Below are 25,488 nucleotides of genomic sequence, written 5' to 3'. Positions count from 1 at the left end.
ATTAATATATGTCAATTAATACATGTCAAAGAACTAGCCGTACAGACGCAGAGCCGATAACCCTATTACGCGGTTATCGGCTCTCTGACTCTGATATTGCAAATTGACATCCTGGTTCCAATAACTGACGCTTATTCGGCCTCAGTTCCGCCAATGTCTACTTCGCTCCCAGGCTCCATTAACATGATATGACATTCCTTTTCGGCAGAAGGCTTGATCTCGACTCCTTTAGGGACAATAAACATCTCATCTTTAGAAAGTTTCACTTGACCATCGCGAAAATCAATTATCATTTCCCCTTCGAGCACAAAAAATAACTTATCTGTCTCTTCATGAACATGCCACTCAAAATCTCCAGCAATCTTAACGATCTTAAATTGATAGTCATTCATCTCACCAATGAGTTTGGGAGACCAAAGATCGTTTAATTTCGCAAATTCCTCATTCAATTGAATAGATTGATAGTGCATCGTCATTCCTCCTGTGTATTAATCCTATATGTTCAGTATACTGATCTAAGCTTTTGTATAACATGGATGCCTATTGAAATCAGGATGGATTATTGATGAACTTCAGACGATACTCCGTAGGAGAAATACCACATTGTTTCTTAAACACTCTGCTAAAATAAAAGGGGTCAGCAATGCCAACGGTCTCAGCAATCTGTTGTACAGACGCATCACTTGCCAATAACATTTGCTGTGCCATGTTTATACGATATTTCAATACATATTCTGCCGGACCCATACCCGCATGTCTTCTAAACACGTAGGAAAGTCGATTTCGATTAACGTTATTTTGTTCTGCAAGCGATGCGACAGTCAGACTTTGATCATAGTATTCTTGGATATAGGTAGAGACCCGTTCGAATAAAACATCTGATTCACCACTATTTTGCCTATGATCAACACATATTAAAGTCTCATTCAGTACATCGCGAAACAGCATCTCGGTCTGAAACTTTGAAATACCTCCACGCTGATTATACACATGCCAAAGACGCGTGATTAATTCGATCAGACGTGGGGACTGACCCGTTGATAATTCAAAATGCTGATGGGAAAAGCTTGTCTCTTCGAGGTCCGAACTACATATCCGGTATAAAACGAGGATGTATTCCCAGTCCGTTCTATGAAACACGGTTTGATCCAGTTTCATTTTCGCGCCCCCATGTACAACTTTTCCTGGTGAAAAGATATAGGGCGTACCATCAAATTGAAATTGTATTTTTCCTGTAAGAGGAAATACAAATCCAGGAAAAGAATCGGTATAGTCAGCCGGGGGAACCCCTGGATTTCTAGCATATCGATATACTCCTTCTACTTGAAAAGGAATGTGTGCAAAATGCGCTGCTAACTGATTAACGTCTACTTTCACATTACGTACCTCATTTCAAAAGTGTTTGCCGGTCATTCTAAGATAAATCGTTGTGCACCTTACTCCAACATTATTGATAACGATTATCACTGTCAACATATATAATGAAAAAGAAAGCTCTTTTTTACATATGGGCAATAGAATCCATCTTGTGTTAACATGTGCACTAACTAATCCAATTGCTTGCTTGAAAAGGGGAAACCATGTCAATTCGAATAAAAATGCTGCTGTCTTTCACGGGCATGCTCGTTATAAGTCTACTGTTCATCCTGCTTACGGCAAGTCTGTATACGATTGCGGCCACAGGGGATCTACAGAGTTTCCGTGATATATACAAGGTACATTATCAGATCAACCCCCTGACTGAACAGGGAGAATCGATCTTTCAAGAGATGAAGTTCCTGGCCAAAAATGACCCGGACGACCTGCAAAACAAGGTTTTGCTGCGTGAATATGATATGAAGCTTCGAGCTGAGAAGTCAGGGCTCTACGTCAGACGGGAGAATAGCCAGATCTTCGAATCGCTGACCTTCAACCAGCCAGAGCTGAAGCAAGCACTGCCTGCCTATGATCTTAACAATTACCAGATTCGGAGCACCTTCAATATTGGTGAGCGATTTTACGCGTATGCAAAATTTGATTTTCAGTATTCAGACGGGGAACGAGGGAGTATCTTTGTCATTCGCGAGAGAAGCCCCTTTGCGGAGCTTACTCGCAAACTGCTACCTGTGATGTCATTCCTGCTTATTGGCGTCCTCATCATTGCAAATCTACTCCTGTTCCGCTGGATCACGCGCAGCTTCATTAAGCCATTGAATCAACTACGAAGTTCAGCCGAACATATTAAAGATGGCAATCTATCCTTTAAGCTTCAGCTAAACTCCAATGACGAGGTTGGTCAACTCAGCGAAGCGTTTGAGAGCATGCGGAATCAATTACAGCTCTCCTATGCATTACGAGAGCAGGACGAAGTAAACCGCAAAGAGCTCATCTCCAACATTTCGCATGATCTCCGTACGCCGATTACCAATATCAAAGGGTATATTGAGGGTATTCGTGACGGAGTGGCTAATACTCCGGAGAAAATGGAGAGTTACGTTAATATCATTCACTCCAAAGCAGTTAGCATGGATAAGCTGGTGGATGAACTGTTTTTGTATTCCAAGCTCGACTTGAACCAAGAACCTTTCCTGTTCAAGACAGTTGATCTCGCCGATTTCCTTGAAGATAGCATCGAAGAGCTGAGATATGATCTGGAGGATAAAGGTGTTGCCCTGGATTGGATTAACCAGGTGTCTGGTCCCGCCATGGCTGCTGTGGATCCAGAGAAGTTAAAACGTACCGTTGTTAATGTGGTGGATAATGCACTCAAATACATGGAGAATGAACACAAACGGTTCGAGATTACACTTCAAGCTGATGAGAAATGGATTACAATGGCCTTTAAAGATAATGGCAGGGGAATACCCGAAGAGGCACTGCCTTATATATTTGAACGCTTTTATCGTGCAGAACAATCCCGCAATTCCTCAACGGGCGGAAGTGGACTTGGACTGGCAATAGCCCGCCAAATCATTGATGGACATGGGGGCTTCATCTGGGCAGAAAGCCAGCCCAATGATGGCACGAGCATATATATCAAGCTGAAACGGCTGAATGAAGAGAGGGACTAATGAGTAATGGCAAACATTTTGATCATTGAAGATGAAACAACGATCGCGGAACTGGAACGGGATTATTTTGAGCTCAACGGATTTTCTGTGGATCTCTGCCATACTGGAGATGAAGGCCTGAAACAGGCACTGGAGGGGGACTATAATCTGATCATTGTTGATCTGATGCTTCCGGGACTCGACGGCTTCGAATGTTGCAGGCGCATTCGCGAGGTGAAGGAGGTGCCCATCCTTGTCGTTTCCGCGAAAAAGGAAGAAATCGATAAGATCAGGACATTTAATCTGGGAGTTGATGACTTTATTACAAAACCGTTCAGCCCAAGTGAATTAGTTGCGCGAGCAAAGGCTCATTTGACCCGATACGAGAGACTACTTGGTAAAAACAAACCAGCTGAGCAGGATGAAATCCACATTCGCGGGCTTCACATTGATAAAGGATCACGCCGCGTTTTTGTTAATGGAGAAGAGGTGGCGATTACAACCAAGGAATTCGAGTTACTTGTATTTCTTGCGAGTCATCCCAATCGTGTATTCAGCAAATCTGATCTGTTCGAGCGGATCTGGGGCATGGATTCCACCGGAGACATTGCAACGGTAACCGTCCATATTCGCAAACTGCGTGGGAAGCTGGAGACAGACCCCAAAAATCCGGAGTATATCGAAACCGTCTGGGGCGCGGGCTATCGGTTTACTGCATAAGTTTCGTGAAAATTTAGACCCAGTTTATATTTTGTTAATAACTTTGTCCTTGGGAGTTTCTTTTTGTCCTCTATTCTATAGATACAGGCAACTACAACCTATAGAGGAGGAATTCAACTATGAATTCTACAACCCGCAAAATCGCTACATTTCTAACCATAACTGCATTAGGTACAGCAGTGTTCCCGTTAACTGCGAATCAAGTACATGCAGCTACATACGTTACTAACATTGCGGCAACAACCACAGAGCTTACCCAACAACAGATTGAAGCTGCTATCAAGGATCTGAATAGCTTGGGGATCATGAACGGATATGCAGATCAATCTATGGGTGAACATCGAGCAATTACCCGTGCGGAGTTAGCTTCATTGGTTTTCAAAACATTTAATTTGGAGAGCAAGACGGGAGAAACCGTAGAATTAACGGATGTAAATCCCAATGCATGGTATGCGCCATATGCGTCAAAGCTTGTTGAACTCGGCATCATGCAAGCTAACGATGGACAATTCAATCCGCAGACTCAAGTGTCGGATGCTGAACTCGAACAAGTCGTATCTAAAGCAATGCAACGTGATGTAAAGTCCGTTCACCATTGGATGAGCGTGTTCTACTCCGAGAACGGTTCAGCAACGCGTGGCGAAACAGCAGTGTTGTTACAAACCGCACACCAAGCTATTCCTTCAGAGCAAGCTCAAATCAAGAGCGTTAGATCACTGAATGCCATTACGTTAATTGTAACTTTTGACAAACCGCTGACAGCAGCGAATGAAGCTTTTGCCAAGGCACAAACGGACTTTGCGTTTAGTGGCGGGATGACATTAACCAATATGCCCCGTTTGAAAACAGGGTCAATTGCGACTTACATCGTTCCAACGTCCGTACAAGATGCTGGTGAAGTGTACAACCTGACTTACAAAGGGCAAAACGCTGGGTCCTTTGAAGGTAGTGGCACGAAAATAAACATGACAACGGCTAGTCAAGTAACGAATGATACATTCGAGATTGAAGCACTGCAAGTGAACGGTGTAGTGGATTACGGTTACATCATTTCGGCTTACAGCGGTGGCCGAGGAGCTAATGCATTTGTGCTGAATGATCAAGAGCAAGCAGGAGGCAAAACGTATCAAATCATCTCTTCCATGCAAGCAAGACAAGTTGTAATTACGCCAGAAGGTGGCGAGCCTATCGTTGCCAGATATGTTCCGTTCACACAATCCACAGATGGTAAACAAGAACCGAAGTTCCGTTTGCCTGAGGGTCAAACGCTGAAATCAGGTGTCACATATACGGTTACTTCGGATTGGGCGAACCTAGAAAATGCTTCATTTACAGCGAAATCGTTTGATTCGTTGGTGGTTGCAAGTGCTCAAGCAGTGAGCGAAACCTCCATTGAAGTTACGCTTGACCAGGACCCTGGGGATGAACTGTTCTCTGGTCGAAGTGTAACGTTAACTTCACCTAGCGGGGATGTTCTGACGGCCACTTATAAATATTCAAGTCGAAAAGGTGCGACGGGTGTATTCGACCTAACAAATGATGGGAAGTTAACTCCGGGTACTACGTATACAATAAACCCAGTTGGGGATTGGAGTATCGCTTCTTCGGTCACCTTAACACTGGAGTAAAGGAGGCAGTATGAGTAAATCGCTGATCATCGTTGTCCTGATAAGCAGTATGTTGATCGTCCAGGGCTGCGTGCCTGAAATGAGAAACGACTCTAACGTGGAGGAAAAGGCCATGACTTCAGCAGATGAACAGCTGTTCAAGGCAGTAGAGGACAGTGATACTGAACGCATCGAACAAATGATTCAAGCAGGTGCCAATATCAATGCTCAAGATCAGAGTGGACGAACCGCTATAATGATTGCAACCTACAATAATGATTCAACATCGGCTAAAGTGTTAATTGAAGCGGGGGCAGATGTGAATATACAGGACGATATGAAAAATACTCCGTTTCTGTATGCTGGGGCTGAAGGATACTTGGATATTTTGAAGCTGACAATCGAGGCGGGAGCGGACCCAGCGATAACGAATCGATATGGAGGGACAGCACTTATTCCAGCTTCGGAGCATGGATATGTAGATGTAGTGCGAGAACTCCTGACTCAAACTTCGGTGGATGTGGACCATGTGAATCAATTGGGATGGACAGCGCTACTCGAAGCGATCATTCTTAACGATGGCAATGCTCAGCAGCAGGAGACGATACAATTACTCATTGATCACGGAGCAGACGTGAACATACCGGATCGTGATGGCTTATCACCACTCAGTCATGCGAAGAATAAAGGCTTTAAAGAAATTGAAGACATTTTGGTACAAGCTGGTGCGAAATAAAACCCTTTTAGGGTGAATAAATTAACAAACATGTTGAGATATATGTAAAAATGGTTTTCATGGAGCGCCTGATTCCTTCTATGCTGAAGGGCAGGCGCTTCATTCAATTAATCTTACGTGTATGAAACTGGCGTACTCTTAACATGACATGATTAGATACAAGAACGAAGATCTTAAAAATTGAATATCTCTGCTTTAAAGTTTACTATAGTGTACCACTATGCTTCCAGATAAAATGGAAATACCAACCATGTAAGCGCTATCTATTATTATACTGCTTTTACATGTTGGAATCATTCATGGAGGTGTATGATGAAGAGGAAGTCTTGGTATACTTTGGCGGTAACTGGTATCATCTCTTTGTTTTTTTCGGTAAGCGCTTTCGCGGGTTATGTTTTCTGGGAACCTCTAACCTATTTTAACGCAAGTACGTGGCAAAAAGCGGATGGGTATTCCAATGGGAGCATGTTTAACTGTACGTGGAGGGCTAACAATGTTAATTTCACAAGTGATGGTAAGCTTAAGCTTGGTTTGACCAGCTCTGCGAATAACAAGTATGATTGTGGAGAGTACCGTTCCACGAATACGTATGGGTACGGCTTGTATGAAGTCAGTATGAAACCTGCCAAGAACACAGGTATAGTTTCGTCTTTTTTCACATACACAGGGCCCGCACATGGCACCCAATGGGATGAGATTGATATCGAATTTTTAGGAAAAGACACAACCAAAGTGCAGTTTAATTATTACACCAATGGGGTTGGTAATCATGAGAAGATTATCAATCTAGGTTTTGATGCATCCCAAGGTTTCCATACGTACGCATTTGACTGGCAGCCGGGACATATCAAATGGTATGTTGATGGGGTATTGAAGCATACGGCAACCAGCAATATTCCTAAAACACCCGGAAAAATCATGATGAACCTCTGGAATGGAACAGGAGTAGATAGCTGGCTCGGTCCTTATAACGGTGCCAATCCGCTCTATGCAGAGTACGATTGGGTCAAATATACGAGTAATTAAGCAGACTGAAGCAGCCGTTAGTGGCTGCTTTTTTCTATATTCTGGAATTGTATTTATTCAATATATGTATTCAATATCCAATATCCTAAATTAATGCAATAAATGTTGCAATATTAGTATGGGCATAAATATCAAACATTCATTATGATTAACCTGTAAGCAACATTACATAGACTGGGGGAACGAAGTTGGACACAAGTAAAAAGAGACGAGTAGGCAGTTTGGTCATGATCGGTGTATTGGCCCTATCTGCAGCCTTGAGTGGGTGTAGTAACGGGAGCGACAAGAAAACAGAATCGAGTACACCAGCGACAACGTTGGAGCTCAAAAATGGGAAGTATGATCCACCAGTATCCATTACGTATTTACGACCATGGGGTCCAGACGTGAAGTTTAAGCCAGGCGAGGATCAGGATAACAACGTCCATACCAAATGGGCTAAGGAGAAACTCGGGATTGAGTTGAAAAACCAGTGGATATCTCCTTCTACCAATAATGCATTTGAGACGAAACTGCGCCTGTCACTGGCTTCTAATGCAGACATGCCAGACATTATTTCGTATCGCGGCGAATTCAATCTGGTGCGTGAATTGATTGAGTCCGGAAAATTTGTCGATGCGGGCGAGTTGTTTGACAAATATGCCAGCGACACATGGAAAGCAGCCGTAAACGAAGATCCTTCCGTATGGTATCCATACATGCAAGATGGCAAAAAGATCGGTATTCCGATTCTGGACTATTCCTATAATGGTGATCCTGTCATGTGGATCCGCGAAGACTGGATGAAGAAATTCAATCTGGAAGCACCTAAAACGATAGATGATCTTGAAGTCATTATGGAAACGTTTACGAATCAAGATCCTGATGGCAATGGGAAGCAGGATACCTACGGACTCACCGTTGGCTTCAAGAACTGGCTGAACACATGGATGTCAGAAGCTGGTTGGGTATTTGGTGCTTATGGTACAATGCCAAACCAATGGAATCTGACGGCAGACGGAAAACTTGAATACGGTTCCGTTACACCTGGTGCAAAACAGGCTTTGGCCAAATTACAGAGTTGGATGAGCAAAGGTTATATCCCGGAAGAAGCCGGTGTGTATGACGAGACGAAAGCAGCTGAAGAATTTACTGCTGGAAAAGCAGGTATTGTGGTAGGTCCTCACTGGATGCCATCCTGGCCGTTGGAGGATGTGAAGAAGAACAACCCTGAGGCTGAATACAAAGCCTATCCGATTCCTTCCGGTCCAAACGGTCAAGCAGGAAGACATGGTACGTCGAATGGAAATGGCGTAATTCTGATTAACAAAGACATGAAAAATCCGGAAGCCTTTTTCACCTATCAGAACTATCTCTTTGATCACTATGCAAATCCTAAAGAGGGCGATGAGTTCGAACATGGATTTGCCGAAGGGTACGATTGGGTAATGGTCGATGGGAAACCATCAACTGATGCAAGTCTTACGGGTGGTTATGCTCCAGAGAAGTACACCTTAACGTTTGATGGAGCGCGTATTCCAAATCTAAGCATGACAACACTTGCCAAGCTCGCGAGCGGTGAAGAAGCAACTACACCGTTTGAGAAGAAAATCAAATCAGGTGTACCAGTACCTATGCTTGATGCAGCCAAGATTGTTTTGGATCAAAAAGATATCGTGTTCAATCAGATGTTTACTGGAGCACCTTCAATGACAATGCAGATGAACAATGATATTTTGACAAAGATGGAGAAAGATACATTCTCTCAAATTGTATATGGCAAAACCTCTGTTGATGCGTTCGACTCATTTGTTGAGAAATGGAAATCTTCAGGCGGAGATCAGATTACGAAAGAAGTTAACGAGTGGTATGATTCCGTGAAAAGCGGAAAATAGTATGACGCAGGGCTGGCTGAATTGATTCATCGCGGCCCCATAAGCACCAAAAAGGCATTGCAGGAGATGAACTCCGGCAATGCCTTTTTGTATTCGATGTAGAGTAGGGGAAACCGGAGAGATTACTAGAACGTCAATTCTGGCCTGAGTACTCTCTTAAACCGGCAGATTTTCCCGATATTCTTGCGGTGTAAGATCATAAAATTTCTTGAAAACTCGAATGAAATATGCGGTATTGTTGTAACCGACAAGTTCTGCAATCTCAAACACTTTGGCGGTTGATGTTCGCAAATGATAGGCTGCTTTCTCCATTCTTAATCGGTACACATAGGCAGTAAGTGCTTCACCTGTCTCCGCCTTGTATACCTTGGACAAGTACACTGGATGCAGATGCACATGGTCGGCAATTGCAGGCAGCGATACATCTCCAGCCAGATGAAGATCGACAAAACTTTTGACGCTGCGCACAATGGTGCTGTGATTGTCTCTAAGCTCTTGTTCAGCATCATCTCGTATGTAATGAAGTGTACGCACGGACCAGTCCTGTAGCTGCTGCGCAGTGGAATAGCTGGGAGCTTGAAAGTAACGATAGGACTCTGCTGGAATCAAAGAAGAGATTTGTTTGCCATTTTTATGAATGATGTACGCAAACGCACCCGCAATAGCAAAATACACCTCAAAGGTTGACTCGGCAATATCATGATGTTCATTGGAATGCAGCAGTTCCTCAAAAATGTGCTCGATTTTCTGTTCGACATCCTCAAAGCGACCAGCTTCGAGCAGGCTAATCAACGTTGGTGGCTGATACAGCGACCTGATCGTATGTAGAGGGTTGGCATCCGTTTCATCGGAAGCGGTGACAAACAAACCTTGCACCTGACCCATCCGTTTACGCATGGACATAACCGTTCGCTCATAGAGTTCTCCAATTTCGTGGGGAAACTTGCCCCAACTGGAGACGGAAATGGAGATTGCACCTTTCAGGTATAACTGAACATTGGTTTGAATCTGGGCAGCATACTGCTCAAGCAATGTCTGAGGCGTCTCACTCCTGCTATAACTCATCGTTGTGGAATGTTTCATGCTTACCAGAACAACAATGTAATCATGAACGTCTCGTGTGTGCCAGATATGAAAATGATTATGCATCACTTCACTTATGATATTACATATCGCATATTCCATTAGGGCCAGGTCGCCGTGTGCCATATCGGATAGATGTTTCTCCATACGGATAATCAGCATGCCGAGATCTTCTCCTACGGAGTAGGGAAGCTCCAGCAGATCAAGCTTGTCTGCCAGCGTCTTCTGATCATAGACTTTTCCAGTCAGCAACTCATGCAGCATCGTGGATTGAAGCAATGGCAGATGATCCTGAAAGGCGTGTAAGGCTCTTTGATGAGATGCTGCGGTTTCCCACTTTTCTTTAATTCGATGAACAAGACGTTGCACGGATTCGATGAGATCTTCATCACTAACAGGTTTCAGCAAGTAATCAAAGCTTTCCTGTGCAATGGCCTGTTTCGCATATTCAAAGTCGGCATGACCTGATAACAGAATCGTCTGCACATGCGGCCACTTTTCATGAATCGCTGTAATCAGTGCAATGCCTGACATTTCGGGCATACGTATATCCGTAATTACAATGTCAATGTCGTGGTTGTCCATAATTTCCAGCGCCACTGCACCGGACAAGGCTTCATGAACTGTACCGATCCCGCAGCTTTCCCACGGAATGGTCTCTGCCAGCGTTTCCACGACGGAACGTTCATCGTCAACTAGTAATATTTGCAGCATGGGTCGTTCACCTACTTGTCTGTATTGTCGTGCCATGTGATGTTAACTTTAATTCCACCCATTGAAGACTGTTCATAGGATAGTCCAGATCCTTCACCGTACAGAAAAGACAAACGCTGATGGACATTCCATGTACCACATCCCATATTCTCATCCAGCGGTTTAAGAAGATTATCCCTCAGATGATCAAGCTGTTTCTCAGACATGCCCAGCCCGCTGTCCTCCACGATAATCGTGTACACATCATCCTCGCAGTCCGCATAGATTTTAATCTGACCATCCACCGATTTGGGCTCCAGACCATGAATAATAGCGTTCTCAATAATAGGCTGAAGGGTTAGTCTGGGAACTGTTTTATCTAAAATATCATGGGGCACGTCGATTGTAAAATGCATTCGTTCCAGACGAAGTGACTGGATTTCCAAATAATTTTTGACCATCGTCAGCTCTTCACGAAGTGTGGCTTGATCCTTTTCGGACCTGGTTATGTATCGGTAATACTCCCCCAGATTCAGTGCCATGGCTACCACGGCCTTTTCATTTTTCATTCGGGCCATGTTCTTGATATAGAACAGACAGTTATATAGAAAATGCGGATTAATCTGCGATTGCAACTGTTTGAGTGTGGCTTCCCGACTTCGTAATTTCTCCTCATATACATTCTCGATTAATTCTTGAATTCGTTGAGCCATGATGTTGAAACGTGCAAATAACAGGCTGAACTCATTGCGTGCAGAATGATGAAGCCGAACGGAAAAGTCCCCGGCGGACAAGCGATTCGTCCCTTTCACTAACTGTAAGAGTGGAAGCTGCACACTTCGGTAGAGTGTATATAATACAACAACGCTCATCACGATCAGAACGGCAATTGAAGCGTAAAAGAGATTCCGGCTGCTCGTAATCGGTTTCAAAATCTGCTGCATTGGCACATAGTCAACATAATACCAGCCCAGGCTCTTGGATTGAATATAGGAGACGTAATATTCCGTTTTGTTTAACGTTGTGGTGAATCCACCGCTGGCTTGCAGTTTTGCTGCTTTCAGGGAAGGCAGGATCGCGTTCAAGGTTTCCTTTCCAGAACTATTGCTGATTAATCCATAATCGGGATGGAACATGAACGGGTCACCTTTATTATTTAATTTGTTTTGATTAAGAAGTGCAGTTAAGTGATGAACTGGAAAACTGATTTTGGTAATCAATCTGGCTTTGCCAGGTCTCGCCATCGCTGTCGTTGGATCGGTAGTGTACCAGATAAATTGATTGTCGGCATAGGTCCAGGATTGGGAGAGAGGCTCCTTAAACTCATCATCCCTGTACGGAATGTAAGCATAATAATCCGTTGATATCACTTTTTGCATCCTTGGGAAGTATAGTGTGATGGTCGAATGCCATTTGCTTGCTGCGTTGTACAGATTCATCTTTTCCAGAATAGCACTTCCAACTTTCACACGTTCATAGGGAATGTCCTTGTAGTCGGGGCGTTGATACTCCTGAATACTCGAATCTTGCCCAATAGACATCCCATACAACGACAATTGGTAAATGTTGGATTCTACTGAATCAGCAAATGTTGAGAGGTGATTCATCGTATTGTTCTGAATCTCGTGTTCGATAACACGCACGCTTTCCCGGTTCGAGTATGTATAGAGAAACAACACCAGAATAAGCAGCATCACAAACAACAGAGTAATTTTGGTAAAGACATTCAAGCGTGTGAACAAAGTCCAACCTCCTTAATCTTATTAAAATATTGATATCGTTGTTGCAATATTAGGATATAGATCACAAATTTCCATTGCTATAATTTTAATATACAAGTTCACGATGACTTGTAAAATACAAAATTTAGAACATGGGGGATGCAGGAGTGAAGGAACATACGTTAGAAACGCCGCATAAACGGCGCTCCACCAGGGTTAAACAGCGCTGGAATATGCAACGGAACTGGACCTTGCATATGATGCTCATTCCAGCCGTATTGCTGGCACTGGTGTTTCAGTACATACCGATGGGTGGCATTGTAATTGCTTTTCAGGATTTCAAACCATACTTGGGATTTTCTGAATCCAAATGGGTGGGTTGGGACAATTTCCGATATTTATTCTTATATCCGGACGTAGGTCAGGTGATCTGGAATACGCTGGTCATTGCATTTTTCAAAATCATCGCAGGACTGTTCGCTCCATTCCTGTTTGCCATTTTGCTCAATGAAGTGCGCTTGACGGCATTCAAGAGAGTAAGTCAAACGCTTGTGTATCTACCGCATTTCCTATCTTGGGTTATTCTCGGTGGTATTCTGCTCGATATCCTGTCTCCTCAGGGCGGCATGGTCAACCAGCTTGTCGTAGCCTTTGGAGGAGAACCGATCTTCTTCCTGGGAGACGGTACATGGTTCCGAATAACGCTGATCCTCAGTGATGTGTGGAAAGAATTTGGTTTTGGTACGATCGTATTTCTGGCTTCTCTCTCAGGAATTAATCCTGCACTCTACGAGGCTGCCGAGGTGGATGGGGCCAACCGGTTTAAACAGACGCTGCACATTACGATTCCGGCATTAATGCCGATTACAATCGTACTGATGACACTCTCTATCGGCAATATCCTGAACGCCGGTTTTGATCAGGTATTCAACTTGTACAATCCGCTTGTGTATGACAAAGGCGACATCATTGATACCTTTGTATATCGACTCGGGATTCTGAACGGGAAGATGAGTTTTGCCACAGCAGTAGGGTTGTTCAAATCTGTGGTTGCTACCATTTTGATTGTTATATCGTACAGAATGGCTTACAAACTGGCTAATTATCGAGTTTTCTAGAGAGGAGAAAAGGGCTTGTATTATAAAACAAAAGGATACCGCATATTCAGCATCGCTAACTATACTTTTCTTGGGATATTATCGATACTCTGCATTTTACCAATTATTCATATATTGGCTGTTTCATTCAGCAGTATGGCGCCAGCATCATCAAACCTGGTTACCTTCTGGCCCATCGGGTTCACAACCGACGCTTATGTAAAAACATTCGGGAATTCAAACTTCATCAACTCCTTGATCGTATCACTTAAACGGACTGTAATTGCAACGATCATTGGTATGGTCATCATGCTCATAACCGCATTTCCGTTATCGAAAGAAGATATCAGTTTTAAAGGTCGTTCGTTGTATACATGGTTCTTTGTTTTCACCATATTGTTCAGTGGCGGTTTGATTCCAAGTTACATTCTGATCCAGAAGCTTGGCTTGATGAATACCATCTGGGCACTTATTCTGCCTGGAGCACTGTCCGTGTGGAACGTTATTCTCATGATGAACTTCTTCCGTGGTCTGCCCAAAGAGCTTGAAGAAGCCGCCTATTTGGATGGAGCAGGTCATATCAAAACGTTGATTCTGGTCTACGTACCACTGTCGCTCCCAGCGATCGCAACCTTGTCCTTATTTACGATGGTGTATCAGTGGAACTCCTGGTTCGACGGCATGATCTATATGTCTGATATTAAAAATTATCCACTTGCTTCTCTGTTACAGACCATTATCGTTCAGCAAGATCTCAGCAAAATCAATGTGGACCCTTCCATGTTGGAGAATATCTCGCAGCGAACCGTACGCGCAGCACAGATCTTTATTGGTGCACTTCCAATTTTGATGGTATACCCGTTTTTACAACGTTTCTTCGTAAAGGGAATTGTTATTGGAGCAGTCAAGGAATAGGCTATGCAACGCAAGGATAACCGAGCTGAGGGAGGAAGTAAGATGAGAAGAGGATTGGCATGTATGGTGGCATGGAGTTTAATGGCTACCCTCGTTTATCCAGCAACTGCTGGGGCAGAAAGTGTACAGGGTCAAGCGGAGGTAGGAAATGTGCAGGCGAAAAGCCTGCACTTCTCTGTTCCCTATACAGACCTGACCGGGCATTGGTCACAATCCGCAGTTACACATATGCAGGACTTGAATCTATTGAAAGGTTATACGGACGGCACATTTAAGCCCAATCAGGTCATTAGCCGAGCTGAATTCGTTATGATTCTGGATCGGGCGTTTGGTTTCACCGGTAATACGGAAACGGCTTCTTTTGCTGATCTGTCTTCAGACGATTGGTACCAGGATGTGATGGTTCGGGCCCATGGTTCGGGCATTATTGAAGGCACAGACCGTGAACATCTGTCACCGAAACAACCGATTAGCCGGCAAGATGCAGCGGTTATGGTGGATCGAGCTTTTCAACTTTCTACGACTGCGAACGAAGATAGTGAACCATTGAACTTTCAGGATGCTGATGATATTTCCAGTTATTCTAAGAAAGCGCTTACCTATCTAGTGAACGAGAACATCATCAAAGGTTTCCAAGGTAAATTAAATCCCAAAGCCCCGATTACACGAGCAGAGACGGCAGAGTTACTGTCAGCGATGATTGCAGATGTGAAAAACGCTCCTGGTGTATACGAGTCCCGGGTGGATGGCAACTTCATTGTTAACTCGACAGATGTCACGCTGAAAAATACCGTTATCAACGGAAATCTGCTGCTGGCAGAAGGCATTGGCGAGGGGACTGTTGTTCTTCAGGGCGTAACGGTTACAGGAAGTGTCATTATTAAAGGCGGAGGAAGTCATTCCATCAACATTAGCAACTCCAAGCTGAATCGAGTAGTCGTTGACAAACGTGGGGAACCCGTCAGAGTTGCCATCACAGAAGAAAGTAACATTCAGGAGATGCATGTAAAGCAGAAATCCATTCTGGAGATCTCTTCAAACAGCCTGATTGATTCCATGAATATCCATGCAGAAGCGGGTCAGACTCGAATGGATACCAAAGGTACAATCCTAAAATTGAGTGTAGATGCCGATGATGTTGTGATCAACGGAGAGAAAGTAAAACAAGGGTTGCGCACATCCATGTTGGGTGAAGCCCAACAACCTGTTTCATCGCAGCCTGATGGTTCAACAAATGTGACAAGCACACCCACACCATCTTCTCCAGACGGGCAATCACCGTCTACACCATCAACACCAAGCAATCCTGCGGGCGAAAAACCAGTTCCTGCAACAACGATTCCGCATGATCAATGGGAGCTGGTCTGGAATGATGAGTTTAACGGGCCTTCGATTGATTCTTCCAAATGGACCGTGCAGGATACAGGACTCGTTTATAACAATGAAATGCAATATTACAGCCCGGACAACACTCGGATTACGAAAGATCAGAATCGAAGCGTGTTGCAGATTGAAGCAAAAAAGGGTCCGAAAAATGGTAAGGATTACAGCTCTGGCAAACTGATCTCCATGGGAAAGGGCGACTGGACCTACGGTAAAGTAGTTGTACGTGCGAAGCTTCCTATTGAAAAAGGCATGTGGCCTGCCATATGGATGATGCCAACAGATGAAGCACATTATGGCGGATGGCCTGCCTCTGGAGAAATCGATATTATGGAGCTAATTGGTGGCAAAGAGAGTAATAACAAGGTATATAGCACATTACATTATGACAGTGTGAAGCCTGACGGCTCCCATGGACACGATCAGGGAAGCCTTACTCTTCCGAAGGGAGAAACTTTCGCTGACGATTATCATGATTTCCAGGTGGAATGGTTGCCGGGTATGATTCGCTTCTATGTGGATGGAAAGCTGCATCATGAAGTGACTAACTGGCAAACGAAGGCCGCGGGCCAACCCGAGTATTATACGTTCCCTGCACCATTTGATCGTCCATTCTATCTGATTCTGAATCTGGCAGTTGGCGGAGACTGGCCGGGCTCACCTGAGAGCGATTTCACTTCTGAAAAGATGAATGTTGATTTTGTGCGTGTGTACTCTTATAAAAATCTCAACACATGGCCTGATGTAACAACAAACCCCATCGAGCCCACACAACAGCGTGAACCACAAACCGATGGCAATCAAATCTACAATGATCGTTTTACGGAAGGGTCTGAAGAAAATGGAGTACCTCAGCAGTGGAAATTCATTACAAATGCTGATGGAGCTGGCAGTGTCAAAGTTGTAACGGATGAGCAGAAAGGGAAAGCAGCAGAAGTTACCATTGATGCATCGGGTACTGAAAACTACTCGGTTCAACTGACTCAGATGCCGATGTACATCAAGAAAAACAAAAAGTACAAGATACTATTTGATGCGAAAGCATCTGCTAACCGTACAATCATGTCCAAACTGAACCAATTTGAAAAAAGTTGGACCAATTATTCGGGTGATAACACCTTTGCACTCACGCCAGATTGGCAATCCTATGACTATACCTTCAATATGCGGGATGGATCGGATAACAATGCCAGATTCGAATTTAATCTGGGGCTGGATGATACAACCGTTTGGTTTGCCAATGTCAGGCTGATCGAGGTGGGTGAGGCTGATCCGCTAACGGTTGAACGCAACGCGTTACCTGATGGCAACTTCATTTACAATGGAACGTTTGATCAAGGTAAAGAACGTCTGGGATTCTGGTCAAGCAGCATTCAAGAAGGTGCAAAGGCTCAGATCAGCGTAAACAACTTTTTGAAATTCCCAATTATGGAACGCCAACTCGTTGTTGATGTTACTCAAACGAATGGTGAGCCACAGCAGGTGTCTGTGAACCAGCCGGAGTTGAAGCTGGAAGCGAATACAACGTACGGCTTCTCCTTAGAAGCCAAGGCAGATACTCCGCGAAGTATGGATATTGATCTGGTCAGCAGCAATGGACATTCCGTGCAGATTCATCAGGGGAAAAACCTTTCCTTGGGCCAAGAAATGAAGACATATACTGGAGAGATTGTTATTGGAGATGGGACCTCCATAGCCCAGTCCGAGCTACAACTGTTATTCGGCAGTTCAGAAGGTAAGGTATATGTAGACAATGTTCGACTGACAAAACGCGGAAAACCTCTTTCGGTGAATGGCTACGCACATGTCCCTGCAACCGAAGCCTGGGAGATGCAGGGCTTACAACTGGAGGACTCCGCAGAAGGCGGAAAACATGTCAGTTACATGGATCAGGGAGATCTGCTGCAATATAAAATCGATGTAGCCCAAGAGGGAGAATATGTTCTGTCTGCCCGAATGGCTAGTGGGAAAAGTGATTCTGAGGTACGGTTCAGTATTCAGGATGAACAAGGGACAATCGTTGCTCAATCCGAACTGAGTCTGGGAGACACGGGGGGATGGCAAACATACAAAACCGTGTATTTCCCAGGGGTCAACTTGGCAGCAGGCAAATCCTATTATGTGAATTTTGAAGGAGCAGATTATAATACACGCTGGGTGGATATTTCACGAAACAAAGTTCAGAACAGCCAGCTTGCAACGGATCTGAATCATTGGGAGCTGATTCCTGATCATCTGACAGCTTCACATGACGAGGGCGAAGGATTAACGATCAACTTGCCAGGTACAAGTGAACATTGGTGGGATGCTTTGTTGCAACAAGGTCAGATCAAACTGGATGCAAATAAATCATACCGACTTACCTTCGAGGCATCTGCTTCAAGTCCTAAATCCATGCAAGCGGTTCTTTCTCAGAATGCAGGGGATTTTGTGAAGTATTTGGAAGAAGAAGTGAAATTAAGCACAGATCCACAGTCGTATAGTTATACAATCACCATGGGGGATACCTCGGATTCGGCAGCCGTACTTGCATTCGGACTAGGATATCCACTATCTACAGGTGAACACGCGATTAACATCCATAACATTCAGTTATATGAAGTTAATCCGAATGCAGATCAAGGAGGGCAACCAGCTCATGTTAATCTTATTTCCAATGGAGACTTCTCCAAAGGTAAAGACAGCTGGTTTACCTACGCGGATGGCAATGCGGCTGATCTTGAGATGCAAGTTAGCAATCAACAGCTTCAAGCAAAGATTGGTCATGCAGGACAGCATCCATGGGATCGTCAAGTCATCAATGAAGGATTTGGCATACAGCAAGGTTTTAAATATAAATTAACGTTTAAAGCCAAAGCGGAGAAGTCCAGGAAATTGGGTTTGGGGATTGGATGGGTCGATGCAGCTGCCAACTATGAATGGCATGGTTTCTTTGGGGCACGAGTTGATTTGACTCCAGAAGAACAGGAGTTCACGTTTACATTTGATGCAACAGAAGACAGCTATGCGAATACTCGAATTTCATTTGATCTGGGTAACATTGATGGTGCGCAAGATGGCAACACAACCGTCTCATTATCCGAGGTCAGCTTGATTAATCTGGGTCCTGTCAATTAGCTTCTAGTCTCTATATCTCTAGCTTCTAAATAATGAAGAATCCGATTCCAGTATGTTGGAATCGGATTCTTTTTACAATCTTTCCGTGAAGAGAAAGGCTAGCCTTCAAGATTTTTATGAAGATACAGATTGGAATTAAATATCCAGCTTGCGATTACTGATCCATTTCACCATTTCAGGATCGTTGTGTGAGAAGAATAGGCTCTGTTTGGTGTCTAGCGCAGTAATCGACTCAATATCTGCTTGGCTTAATTCAAAATCAAAAATATTGAAGTTTTCAATAATTCTTTCTTTACGCACCGATTTTGGAATAACAACGACTTCACGTTGTGTCAACCAACGCAAAACCACTTGAGCAACCGATTTGTTGTACTTTTCACCTATAGATAGCAATACCTCATTTTGGAACAAGTCATTTTTCCCTTCAGCAAATGGTGCCCAAGACTCGATCTGAACATTATTTTCTTTCATGAATTGTCCAGTTAAGATCTGCTGGTTGAAGGGATGAGTTTCGACCTGGTTTACAGCAGGGGTTACTTCGTTTTGCAGAATCAAATCGATCAGACGATCCGGCTGGAAGTTACTCACTCCGATTGCACGTACTTTTCCTTCACGATACAACTCCTCCATTGCACGCCAAGAACCATGTACATCTCCAAAAGGTTGATGAATTAAATATAAATCCAAATAGTCCAATTGCAATCGTTCCAAGGATTTTTCAAATGCTTGATTGGTACGTTCATAACCCGTATCCTGAACCCAAAGTTTTGTCGTGACAAATAATTCTTCTCTAGCCACGGCACTGCGTTTAATCGCTCTGCCTACAGCTTCCTCGTTTAGATAAGAGGCAGCTGTATCAATGAGACGATACCCAGCCGATATGGCATCCATAACACTTTGTTCACATTCGTTTGCATCTGCAATCTGAAACACACCAAAGCCGAGAATAGGCATCTCAACACCATTATTTAAAATTACTTTTTGCATATATTAACCTCCAGTTGTGGCATGTCTATATTATTGCATTCCTGCTCTAAAAACCGATATCTAATTTGTCTTATATGCTTGCCTAATTCTCTTATTAGCTATGCATGCAGAATAAAGTTGTCCAGGAATGACATCATAAAGAAGTAGTATACATCTCAGTTTCCAGAGGAGGATATCTTGTATGGCTGACCAGAAGAAACGAAAAGAAGCTGCCTGGAAGTCACGAAAGCAAGAACAGCATCCCCATGGCAAAATCAAATCGCTCAAAGAATTATCCAGCGAATATGAAGAGAAACCTACTACAAAATAAGCAAGAGACTGTCAGTGAACATTGCTGACAGTCTTTCTTTATATATTGCAGACATTGAGCAATACGTACATACTCTATCCTAAAAACGAATGAACACAAGATATAATGCCTGCATAGTTCGTAAATAACTGTGAACAAATCGTTAATTCATTGACATTGCATGTGATTTTAATTAGAATACGAAATGGACTTCAGGTTGAAAACAGATATGAGTATCTTTATGTTTAGTTTAGAGCTTAGCTGTTGAATCTTTAAATCCTAACAACGAATATAGGAGCTACAATATTACAATCCTATATGAAGATTAGGATTTTTTGTTTTTAGCTTTGGAGTATAATTTGAAAGTTGGAGGCTGGCTTTACCATGGACAAATGGTTCAAACTTAAAGAACGAGGCACGAGCATCCCCACAGAAATTATCGCAGGGGTCACAACATTTTTCACAATGGTATACATAGTTATCGTAAACCCAGGAATACTCAGCAGCACAGGCATGGACTTTAACGGAGTATTCATAGCAACGGTACTGGCAAGTATTGTGGGAACTCTGATTATGGGAATATGGTCCAATTATCCAATCGTCATTGCGCCGGGTATGGGCCTGAATGCATTCTTTGCCTATAGCGTAGTTGCCGGATATGGCGTGTCTTGGCAGGTTGCACTGGGAGCCGTATTTATAGCAGGGCTTTTGTTTATTATTTTATCACTGACTTCATTCCGTTACATGTTGCTTGATGCAATTCCTGCTAGCTTAAAACATGCCATAACCGCAGGGATTGGATTGTTTATTACAACGGTAGGTCTGCAAAATGCCGGCATTATTGCCGATTCAGAATCGAATTTGATTACGATCGGAAACTTGGCTGAGCCGATGGCTTATCTGACCATTATCGGATTGATTATTACCGTTGTGCTGATGGCTTATAATGTGAAAGGTTACCTTTTCATCGGAATGGTGGTAACAGCGATACTTGCCTGGATCATGGGACTATTCCAAATGCCGGAATCGATTGTATCCATGCCGCAAGGCCTCGCGTCAACGGCTTTGCAACTGGATCTGGCAGGTGTATTCTCGAATGGTTTGTATACGATCATATTTACGTTCCTCCTGATCACGCTGTTTGATACGACGGGCACGATGCTCGGCGTTGCTGAACAAGCAGGATTGCTTAAGGATGGTAAATTTCCACGCTCGCGTGGCGCATTATTGGCAGATGCCGTAGGAACAACCTCAGGCGCTTTGCTCGGAACAAGTCCAACATCGGCTTACATCGAATCCAGCACAGGGGTAGCTGCAGGAGGAAGAACGGGACTGACAGCGGTAACGGTAAGTGTACTGCTTGCGCTGACCTTGTTCTTCACACCGATCGTAAGTGTAATATCAAGCATTCCGGCGATCACTTCTCCGGCACTGATCATTGTTGGATACTTTATGATTAACGTTATCAGCAAAATCAAATGGGATGATCTCGAAGAAGCATTTCCTGCCTTCCTGATTATCATCCTTACTCCATTGACGCATAGTATCGCGACAGGCATCGGCGTAGGTTTCATCTTTTATCCGGTACTTAAGCTGCTTCGTGGAAAAGGTAAAGATGTTCATCCAATCTTCTACATTTTTGCGGTATTGTTCTTCATTCAGCTTGTGTTCCTGGACCACTAAGAAACTGTCTTATCCTAAGGAGAACTGCTTGTGTAATGGCAGTTCTCCTTTTTTGTATCAAAAACCGCTATGAAAGGAGCAGTTGCCGAGTGGCAGCTGCTTTATTTCCGTTAAACAGATGATTATTGTAATCAAAGTACAACTACTCAAAGAAAAAGTGAATAAATTCCGACTCTGCTTTGTCTATATTATATCCCAACAAGAAAGGAGTGCAGGAAGTGACCGAGCATGAACTATTCCATACGTACAACAAAGACGTATATCGCACATGTCTGTATATGCTCAAAAACGTGCAGGATGCAGAAGATGTATGCCATGATGTTTTTGTTGTCGTGTTCCGCCAAGACTGGAGAAATGTGTCACATCTAAGGACCTGGATCATGCGTATTGCCATGAATCAATGTCTGAATATTATTAGAAGAAACAAAGTTAAGGGCGAGAAGCAAAACAAAATGCAGTTACTGCATAAACAAGAAGTGTTATCTAATGATCCGGTTGACACTACAGTTATGGCTAAGCTTTCCTTTGCTGAACTCGAGCAGCAGCTCCAGAAATTGCCGGACAAGCTTCTCAGTGTCGTGACTCTCCGATATATTGGTGATCTTTCCGTAGCTGAAATTGCAGAGACTTTAAACATTCGACAAGGGACAGTTCGAACGAGATTATACAAAGCTCTAAAGCTAATGCGAAAAAAAATTGAATTCTACGAAAAAGTTAACATGAGAGGAGATAACACTTATGAAGTCAGTAGAATACAAGGTTAAGAATCATTTGATACACTCAGAACAGGTGGAGTATCCAGACTTTGAAAAGATGTTTAATAGCATTCAAACGGGAGAATTGCGAGTAGTTAATGATGTTCATAACAGACCCCAAAGGCAGAAAACGAAGGCAGCTATTGTCCTGGGTATTTCCTTAGCCGTCATGGCCACTCCTGTATATGCAGCCTTACAATATGATTGGAGCGATGTCTTGTCCAATAAATCAGGGATTGAGTCGGCCCTTAAAGCTGGTTATGGCCAGCTCATTGAACAAAGCGTAACAGCCCACGGAGTTACATTAACGGTGCATAATGCATTTGTGGATGACAACCGGACCGTGTTACTATACACAATCAAGCCAGAATTGGAAACTGAGAAACAAGAAATCAGATATAATCAAATGCTCTTAAAAGACAGTAATGGGCAACCTATTGAAGGGCACTATTATCAGAAATGGAATGCTGAACAAGGCGTTTATCAGGGGTATTTTGAGACAGACTGGGTTATGCAAGAGAAACAATCAGATCTTCAGTTCTCCATTTCTGATGTTCTTTACTTAGAAGACCTTGAGCAAGAGATTCGTCTTGATCCTAAAGATTCAAGTACGCAGCAGTTTAATATACAAAAGAATGGGATCGACAAAATAGAAGTACAGTCCTTCAAATATGCTAAAGGCGAGATCATGATTAATTCTGAGGTTACCTTCTCTGATTCAGAGGTGAAGGAACAATCTTGGGCTGGAATCAGAGCTTATGATACTCAACAAGAGGTCATTAAAGAAACGGAGAATCCTGAGTATGGCATGAAGGGAGTATCCGGTGACTATTTCAGCAGACAAATGTATAACGAGCAGCAGTTCAAAGAAGGGGATCGCTTCACCTTCACATACACTCATGAAAAACAACGGACAGAAGGCACATGGAACCTGAATCTACTCTTATCTCGTCAAGAAATGGATACGGGCACCTTTAAGAAAGAACTGAATATTCCAATACATTCTTTAGCTGATGAGGCAAGCATAAGTGGTATGGTAGTAACACCAACACAAATTCGCTTAACGATCGATCATGATGAAGAATATTTCAGATTGCCGTACCGGACTTATCAACTTCAAGTGGACGGCAAGGTCATGGATGGCTTGATATCGCTTGATGGAAAAATGAATGCAAATCAAACAGAATTGCGCTTTGAACAATCCAATTTTCTCATGGATGTTAAGTCATTAGTAGACAAACCAATGACTTTAATCGCAAAGAAAAGGGTAGATGAACATGCAGGTAGTCGTGCATCCATTCATCTAACTGATATATCCACTGAACCAAAAACTATTGCGAGCGATTACGAAGGGTTTCCTATCATCTGGACCTATTATATCAAGGACGGTAATCTGTACGTAGAGTCAGAAAGCCCGGATAATACATTTGGAGGGGTTAACCAAACCTACTTCCTTGAAGGAGAAGAAAAACATTACTTAGTACCCCACTTTTTCTCAGAGTTAGGGAACAAACATATGGACGTGTATAAAGATTTTAAGAAATCAGATTTAGAGCTATACGTTTGGAACTATACAACCAGGTCACAGGAGAAGGAACTTCGAGTATCACTTACTGGTAAATCGTTATAAAATCATGAAATGTGACATCCACAGTAGTCTATGCGCCTCAACATAATTTTTGCTTGTTCATACTCCGTTCATATTCCCGTCATGAAGGGGACATCTTCCATGGTTACACTATATCTATGTCGCAAGAGCGGCTCTGCAGATATATAGGACAGGAGAAGATTGATTTGGAAAAAACAGTGGAAGTAACAACAACGGGGACTAAGGGCCGTAAAAAACGGAACTTATGGTTAAAAATTATAGGTGGTATAGTCGGCGCGCTGGTGCTGTTCATGGGCATCACGTTTGTCGTTCATACGATAAGTAATGGGGCCGAGAAAAAGAAAATCGAATCGTACGGCCAATATGTCAATGTTGATGGGAAGAATATGAATGTATCCATTCAAGGCAGCGGCGAACAAACCATCGTGCTACTTCCCGGACAAGGGACCCCGTCGCCAGTACTTGATTTCAAATTGTTAATCGATGAATTGACGCCTGATTACAAAGTTGTGGCAATTGAGCCTTTCGGTTATGGGTTAAGTGACCAAACCGAAACGGAGAGAACCACCGAGAATATTGTTAGTGAAATTCATGAAGCTGTACTGCAGCTCGGTATAGATCGTTATATTCTGATGGGGCATTCCATCACGGGACTCTACGCGGCGACTTATGTGAACACGTATCCGGATGAAGTTTCTGCTTTTGTGGGGATCGATAGCAGTGTTCCGAATCAACCTGGCATGGATGTTAAATTACCTTTGAACTTAATGAAATTCCTTCAAAAATCAGGCTTAATGAGAGTACTCAATAAAGTGAGTGGTGATTCATATGCATCACTTGCATACGATGAACATACCAAAGAACAGATGAAATTGATTTCGAATCAAGTTTCGACAAATCCGACATTAGTAGATGAGCTTAAACATCTGGGTTCCAATTTCAAAAATGGAGAAAAACTCACGTATCCTCGTGATCTGCCAGTACTTCTCTTTGTTCTTTCCAATAACGAGAAAAATCCGCAGTGGATTCCGCTGCATGAGGAGCAAGTGAAACAATCCGCGCAGGGCAAAATGATCCCAATGGAAGGTTCACATTACCTGCATCATACGAAATACAAAGAAATCGCCGAGGAATTCAAATCTTACATGAAACAAATCCAATAGC

19 protein-coding genes are annotated in these 25,488 nt (G+C 43.2%); 14 read left to right on the top strand and 5 right to left on the bottom strand.

All coding sequences use genetic code 11. The features are described from left to right. Nucleotides 1-131: 131 nt before the first annotated feature. Nucleotides 132-470, bottom strand: coding sequence for a cupin domain-containing protein (locus BLS69_RS08205; RefSeq protein WP_091030243.1), 339 nt, complete (start codon nucleotides 468-470; stop codon nucleotides 132-134). Nucleotides 471-549: 79 nt separating this feature from the next. Beyond that, entirely contained in the window at nucleotides 550-1,377 is an 828-nt protein-coding gene (locus BLS69_RS08200) for a helix-turn-helix transcriptional regulator (RefSeq protein WP_091030241.1), read from the bottom strand. A 203-nt stretch (nucleotides 1,378-1,580) separates the two neighbouring features. On the opposite strand from BLS69_RS08200, the gene BLS69_RS08195 reads away from it, so the two are divergent. The 6 genes from BLS69_RS08195 (at nucleotide 1,581) to BLS69_RS08170 (ending at nucleotide 8,992) form a co-directional block, all read left to right on the top strand. After that, nucleotides 1,581-3,050: a sensor histidine kinase gene (locus BLS69_RS08195; protein WP_091030238.1), complete on the top strand. Its 1,470-nt coding sequence runs from the start codon at nucleotides 1,581-1,583 to the stop codon at nucleotides 3,048-3,050. A 6-nt stretch (nucleotides 3,051-3,056) separates the two neighbouring features. Then, the gene (locus BLS69_RS08190; protein ID WP_047843050.1) at nucleotides 3,057-3,749 is read left to right on the top strand and encodes a response regulator transcription factor; all 693 of its coding nucleotides are present in this window, start codon (nucleotides 3,057-3,059) and stop codon (nucleotides 3,747-3,749) included. A gap of 119 nt (nucleotides 3,750-3,868) precedes the next feature. Continuing rightward, entirely contained in the window at nucleotides 3,869-5,377 is a 1,509-nt protein-coding gene (locus tag BLS69_RS08185; RefSeq protein ID WP_091030236.1) for an S-layer homology domain-containing protein, read from the top strand. 10 nt (nucleotides 5,378-5,387) lie between these two features. Then, a complete protein-coding gene (locus tag BLS69_RS08180; protein ID WP_091030233.1) occupies nucleotides 5,388-6,092 on the top strand; it encodes an ankyrin repeat domain-containing protein in 705 nt (234 codons plus the stop codon). A gap of 312 nt (nucleotides 6,093-6,404) precedes the next feature. Next, on the top strand, nucleotides 6,405-7,118 hold the full coding sequence (locus tag BLS69_RS08175; RefSeq protein WP_091030231.1) for a beta-glucanase: 714 nt from the start codon (nucleotides 6,405-6,407) through the stop codon (nucleotides 7,116-7,118). A 227-nt stretch (nucleotides 7,119-7,345) separates the two neighbouring features. Continuing rightward, nucleotides 7,346-8,992: an extracellular solute-binding protein gene (locus BLS69_RS08170; RefSeq protein ID WP_371129065.1), complete on the top strand. Its 1,647-nt coding sequence runs from the start codon at nucleotides 7,346-7,348 to the stop codon at nucleotides 8,990-8,992. Nucleotides 8,993-9,148: 156 nt separating this feature from the next. Here the strand turns inward: BLS69_RS08170 and BLS69_RS08165 are convergent, their stop codons facing one another. Next, on the bottom strand, nucleotides 9,149-10,789 hold the full coding sequence (locus BLS69_RS08165; protein WP_017688357.1) for a response regulator: 1,641 nt from the start codon (nucleotides 10,787-10,789) through the stop codon (nucleotides 9,149-9,151). An 11-nt stretch (nucleotides 10,790-10,800) separates the two neighbouring features. Continuing rightward, complete coding sequence (locus BLS69_RS08160; protein ID WP_091030226.1) at nucleotides 10,801-12,510, bottom strand: sensor histidine kinase; 1,710 nt, start codon at nucleotides 12,508-12,510, stop codon at nucleotides 10,801-10,803. 146 nt (nucleotides 12,511-12,656) lie between these two features. On the opposite strand from BLS69_RS08160, the gene BLS69_RS08155 reads away from it, so the two are divergent. Genes BLS69_RS08155 through BLS69_RS08145 form a run of 3 tightly spaced genes read left to right on the top strand, consistent with a single transcriptional unit; the run spans nucleotide 12,657 to nucleotide 19,001 of the window. Continuing rightward, entirely contained in the window at nucleotides 12,657-13,607 is a 951-nt protein-coding gene (locus BLS69_RS08155; RefSeq protein WP_017688355.1) for an ABC transporter permease, read from the top strand. A gap of 15 nt (nucleotides 13,608-13,622) precedes the next feature. Beyond that, complete coding sequence (locus BLS69_RS08150; protein ID WP_076210648.1) at nucleotides 13,623-14,501, top strand: carbohydrate ABC transporter permease; 879 nt, start codon at nucleotides 13,623-13,625, stop codon at nucleotides 14,499-14,501. Nucleotides 14,502-14,543: 42 nt separating this feature from the next. Then, entirely contained in the window at nucleotides 14,544-19,001 is a 4,458-nt protein-coding gene (locus BLS69_RS08145; RefSeq protein ID WP_091030224.1) for a carbohydrate binding domain-containing protein, read from the top strand. A 135-nt stretch (nucleotides 19,002-19,136) separates the two neighbouring features. On the opposite strand, the gene BLS69_RS08140 is transcribed toward BLS69_RS08145, so the two are convergent. Beyond that, the gene (locus tag BLS69_RS08140; protein ID WP_091030221.1) at nucleotides 19,137-19,988 is read right to left on the bottom strand and encodes an aldo/keto reductase; all 852 of its coding nucleotides are present in this window, start codon (nucleotides 19,986-19,988) and stop codon (nucleotides 19,137-19,139) included. Nucleotides 19,989-20,169: 181 nt separating this feature from the next. Between BLS69_RS08140 and BLS69_RS32540 the strand changes: the two genes are divergently transcribed. The 5 genes from BLS69_RS32540 (at nucleotide 20,170) to BLS69_RS08120 (ending at nucleotide 25,487) form a co-directional block, all read left to right on the top strand. After that, nucleotides 20,170-20,298 (top strand): DUF6254 family protein, encoded by a 129-nt coding sequence (locus BLS69_RS32540; protein WP_240768016.1) that lies wholly within the window; start codon nucleotides 20,170-20,172, stop codon nucleotides 20,296-20,298. A 363-nt stretch (nucleotides 20,299-20,661) separates the two neighbouring features. After that, entirely contained in the window at nucleotides 20,662-21,960 is a 1,299-nt protein-coding gene (locus tag BLS69_RS08135; RefSeq protein ID WP_091030219.1) for an NCS2 family permease, read from the top strand. 218 nt (nucleotides 21,961-22,178) lie between these two features. Continuing rightward, nucleotides 22,179-22,724: an RNA polymerase sigma factor gene (locus BLS69_RS08130; protein WP_091030217.1), complete on the top strand. Its 546-nt coding sequence runs from the start codon at nucleotides 22,179-22,181 to the stop codon at nucleotides 22,722-22,724. Continuing rightward, nucleotides 22,699-24,345 carry a DUF4179 domain-containing protein gene (locus BLS69_RS08125; RefSeq protein WP_091030214.1) on the top strand — a complete coding sequence of 549 codons (1,647 nt, stop codon included), beginning with the start codon at nucleotides 22,699-22,701 and terminating at the stop codon, nucleotides 24,343-24,345. The genes BLS69_RS08130 and BLS69_RS08125 overlap by 26 nt, the downstream gene beginning before the upstream one ends. 164 nt (nucleotides 24,346-24,509) lie before the next feature. Then, nucleotides 24,510-25,487: an alpha/beta hydrolase gene (locus tag BLS69_RS08120; RefSeq protein WP_091030212.1), complete on the top strand. Its 978-nt coding sequence runs from the start codon at nucleotides 24,510-24,512 to the stop codon at nucleotides 25,485-25,487. Nucleotide 25,488: the final 1 nt, after the last annotated feature.

It is taken from the genome of Paenibacillus sp. CF095, assembly GCF_900101225.1.
Classification (GTDB): Bacteria; Bacillota; Bacilli; order Paenibacillales; family Paenibacillaceae; genus Paenibacillus.
Note: the sequence above shows the minus strand (reverse complement) of the source record. Positions and strands in the feature narration are given on the sequence as shown.

Bases quoted from the DNA above. Each gene is read 5' to 3' on its own strand.
- BLS69_RS08205 (WP_091030243.1), bottom strand. From the start codon at position 470: ATGCACTATCAATCTATTCAATTGAATGAGGAATTTGCGAAATTAAAC.
- BLS69_RS08195 (WP_091030238.1), top strand. From the start codon at position 1,581: ATGTCAATTCGAATAAAAATGCTGCTGTCTTTCACGGGCATGCTCGTT.
- BLS69_RS08190 (WP_047843050.1), top strand. From the start codon at position 3,057: ATGGCAAACATTTTGATCATTGAAGATGAAACAACGATCGCGGAACTG.
- BLS69_RS08185 (WP_091030236.1), top strand. From the start codon at position 3,869: ATGAATTCTACAACCCGCAAAATCGCTACATTTCTAACCATAACTGCA.
- BLS69_RS08180 (WP_091030233.1), top strand. From the start codon at position 5,388: ATGAGTAAATCGCTGATCATCGTTGTCCTGATAAGCAGTATGTTGATC.
- BLS69_RS08175 (WP_091030231.1), top strand. From the start codon at position 6,405: ATGAAGAGGAAGTCTTGGTATACTTTGGCGGTAACTGGTATCATCTCT.
- BLS69_RS08170 (WP_371129065.1), top strand. From the start codon at position 7,346: ATGATCGGTGTATTGGCCCTATCTGCAGCCTTGAGTGGGTGTAGTAAC.
- BLS69_RS08165 (WP_017688357.1), bottom strand. From the start codon at position 10,789: ATGCTGCAAATATTACTAGTTGACGATGAACGTTCCGTCGTGGAAACG.
- BLS69_RS08145 (WP_091030224.1), top strand. From the start codon at position 14,544: ATGAGAAGAGGATTGGCATGTATGGTGGCATGGAGTTTAATGGCTACC.
- BLS69_RS08140 (WP_091030221.1), bottom strand. From the start codon at position 19,988: ATGCAAAAAGTAATTTTAAATAATGGTGTTGAGATGCCTATTCTCGGC.
- BLS69_RS32540 (WP_240768016.1), top strand. From the start codon at position 20,170: ATGGCTGACCAGAAGAAACGAAAAGAAGCTGCCTGGAAGTCACGAAAG.
- BLS69_RS08135 (WP_091030219.1), top strand. From the start codon at position 20,662: ATGGACAAATGGTTCAAACTTAAAGAACGAGGCACGAGCATCCCCACA.
- BLS69_RS08125 (WP_091030214.1), top strand. From the start codon at position 22,699: ATGAAGTCAGTAGAATACAAGGTTAAGAATCATTTGATACACTCAGAA.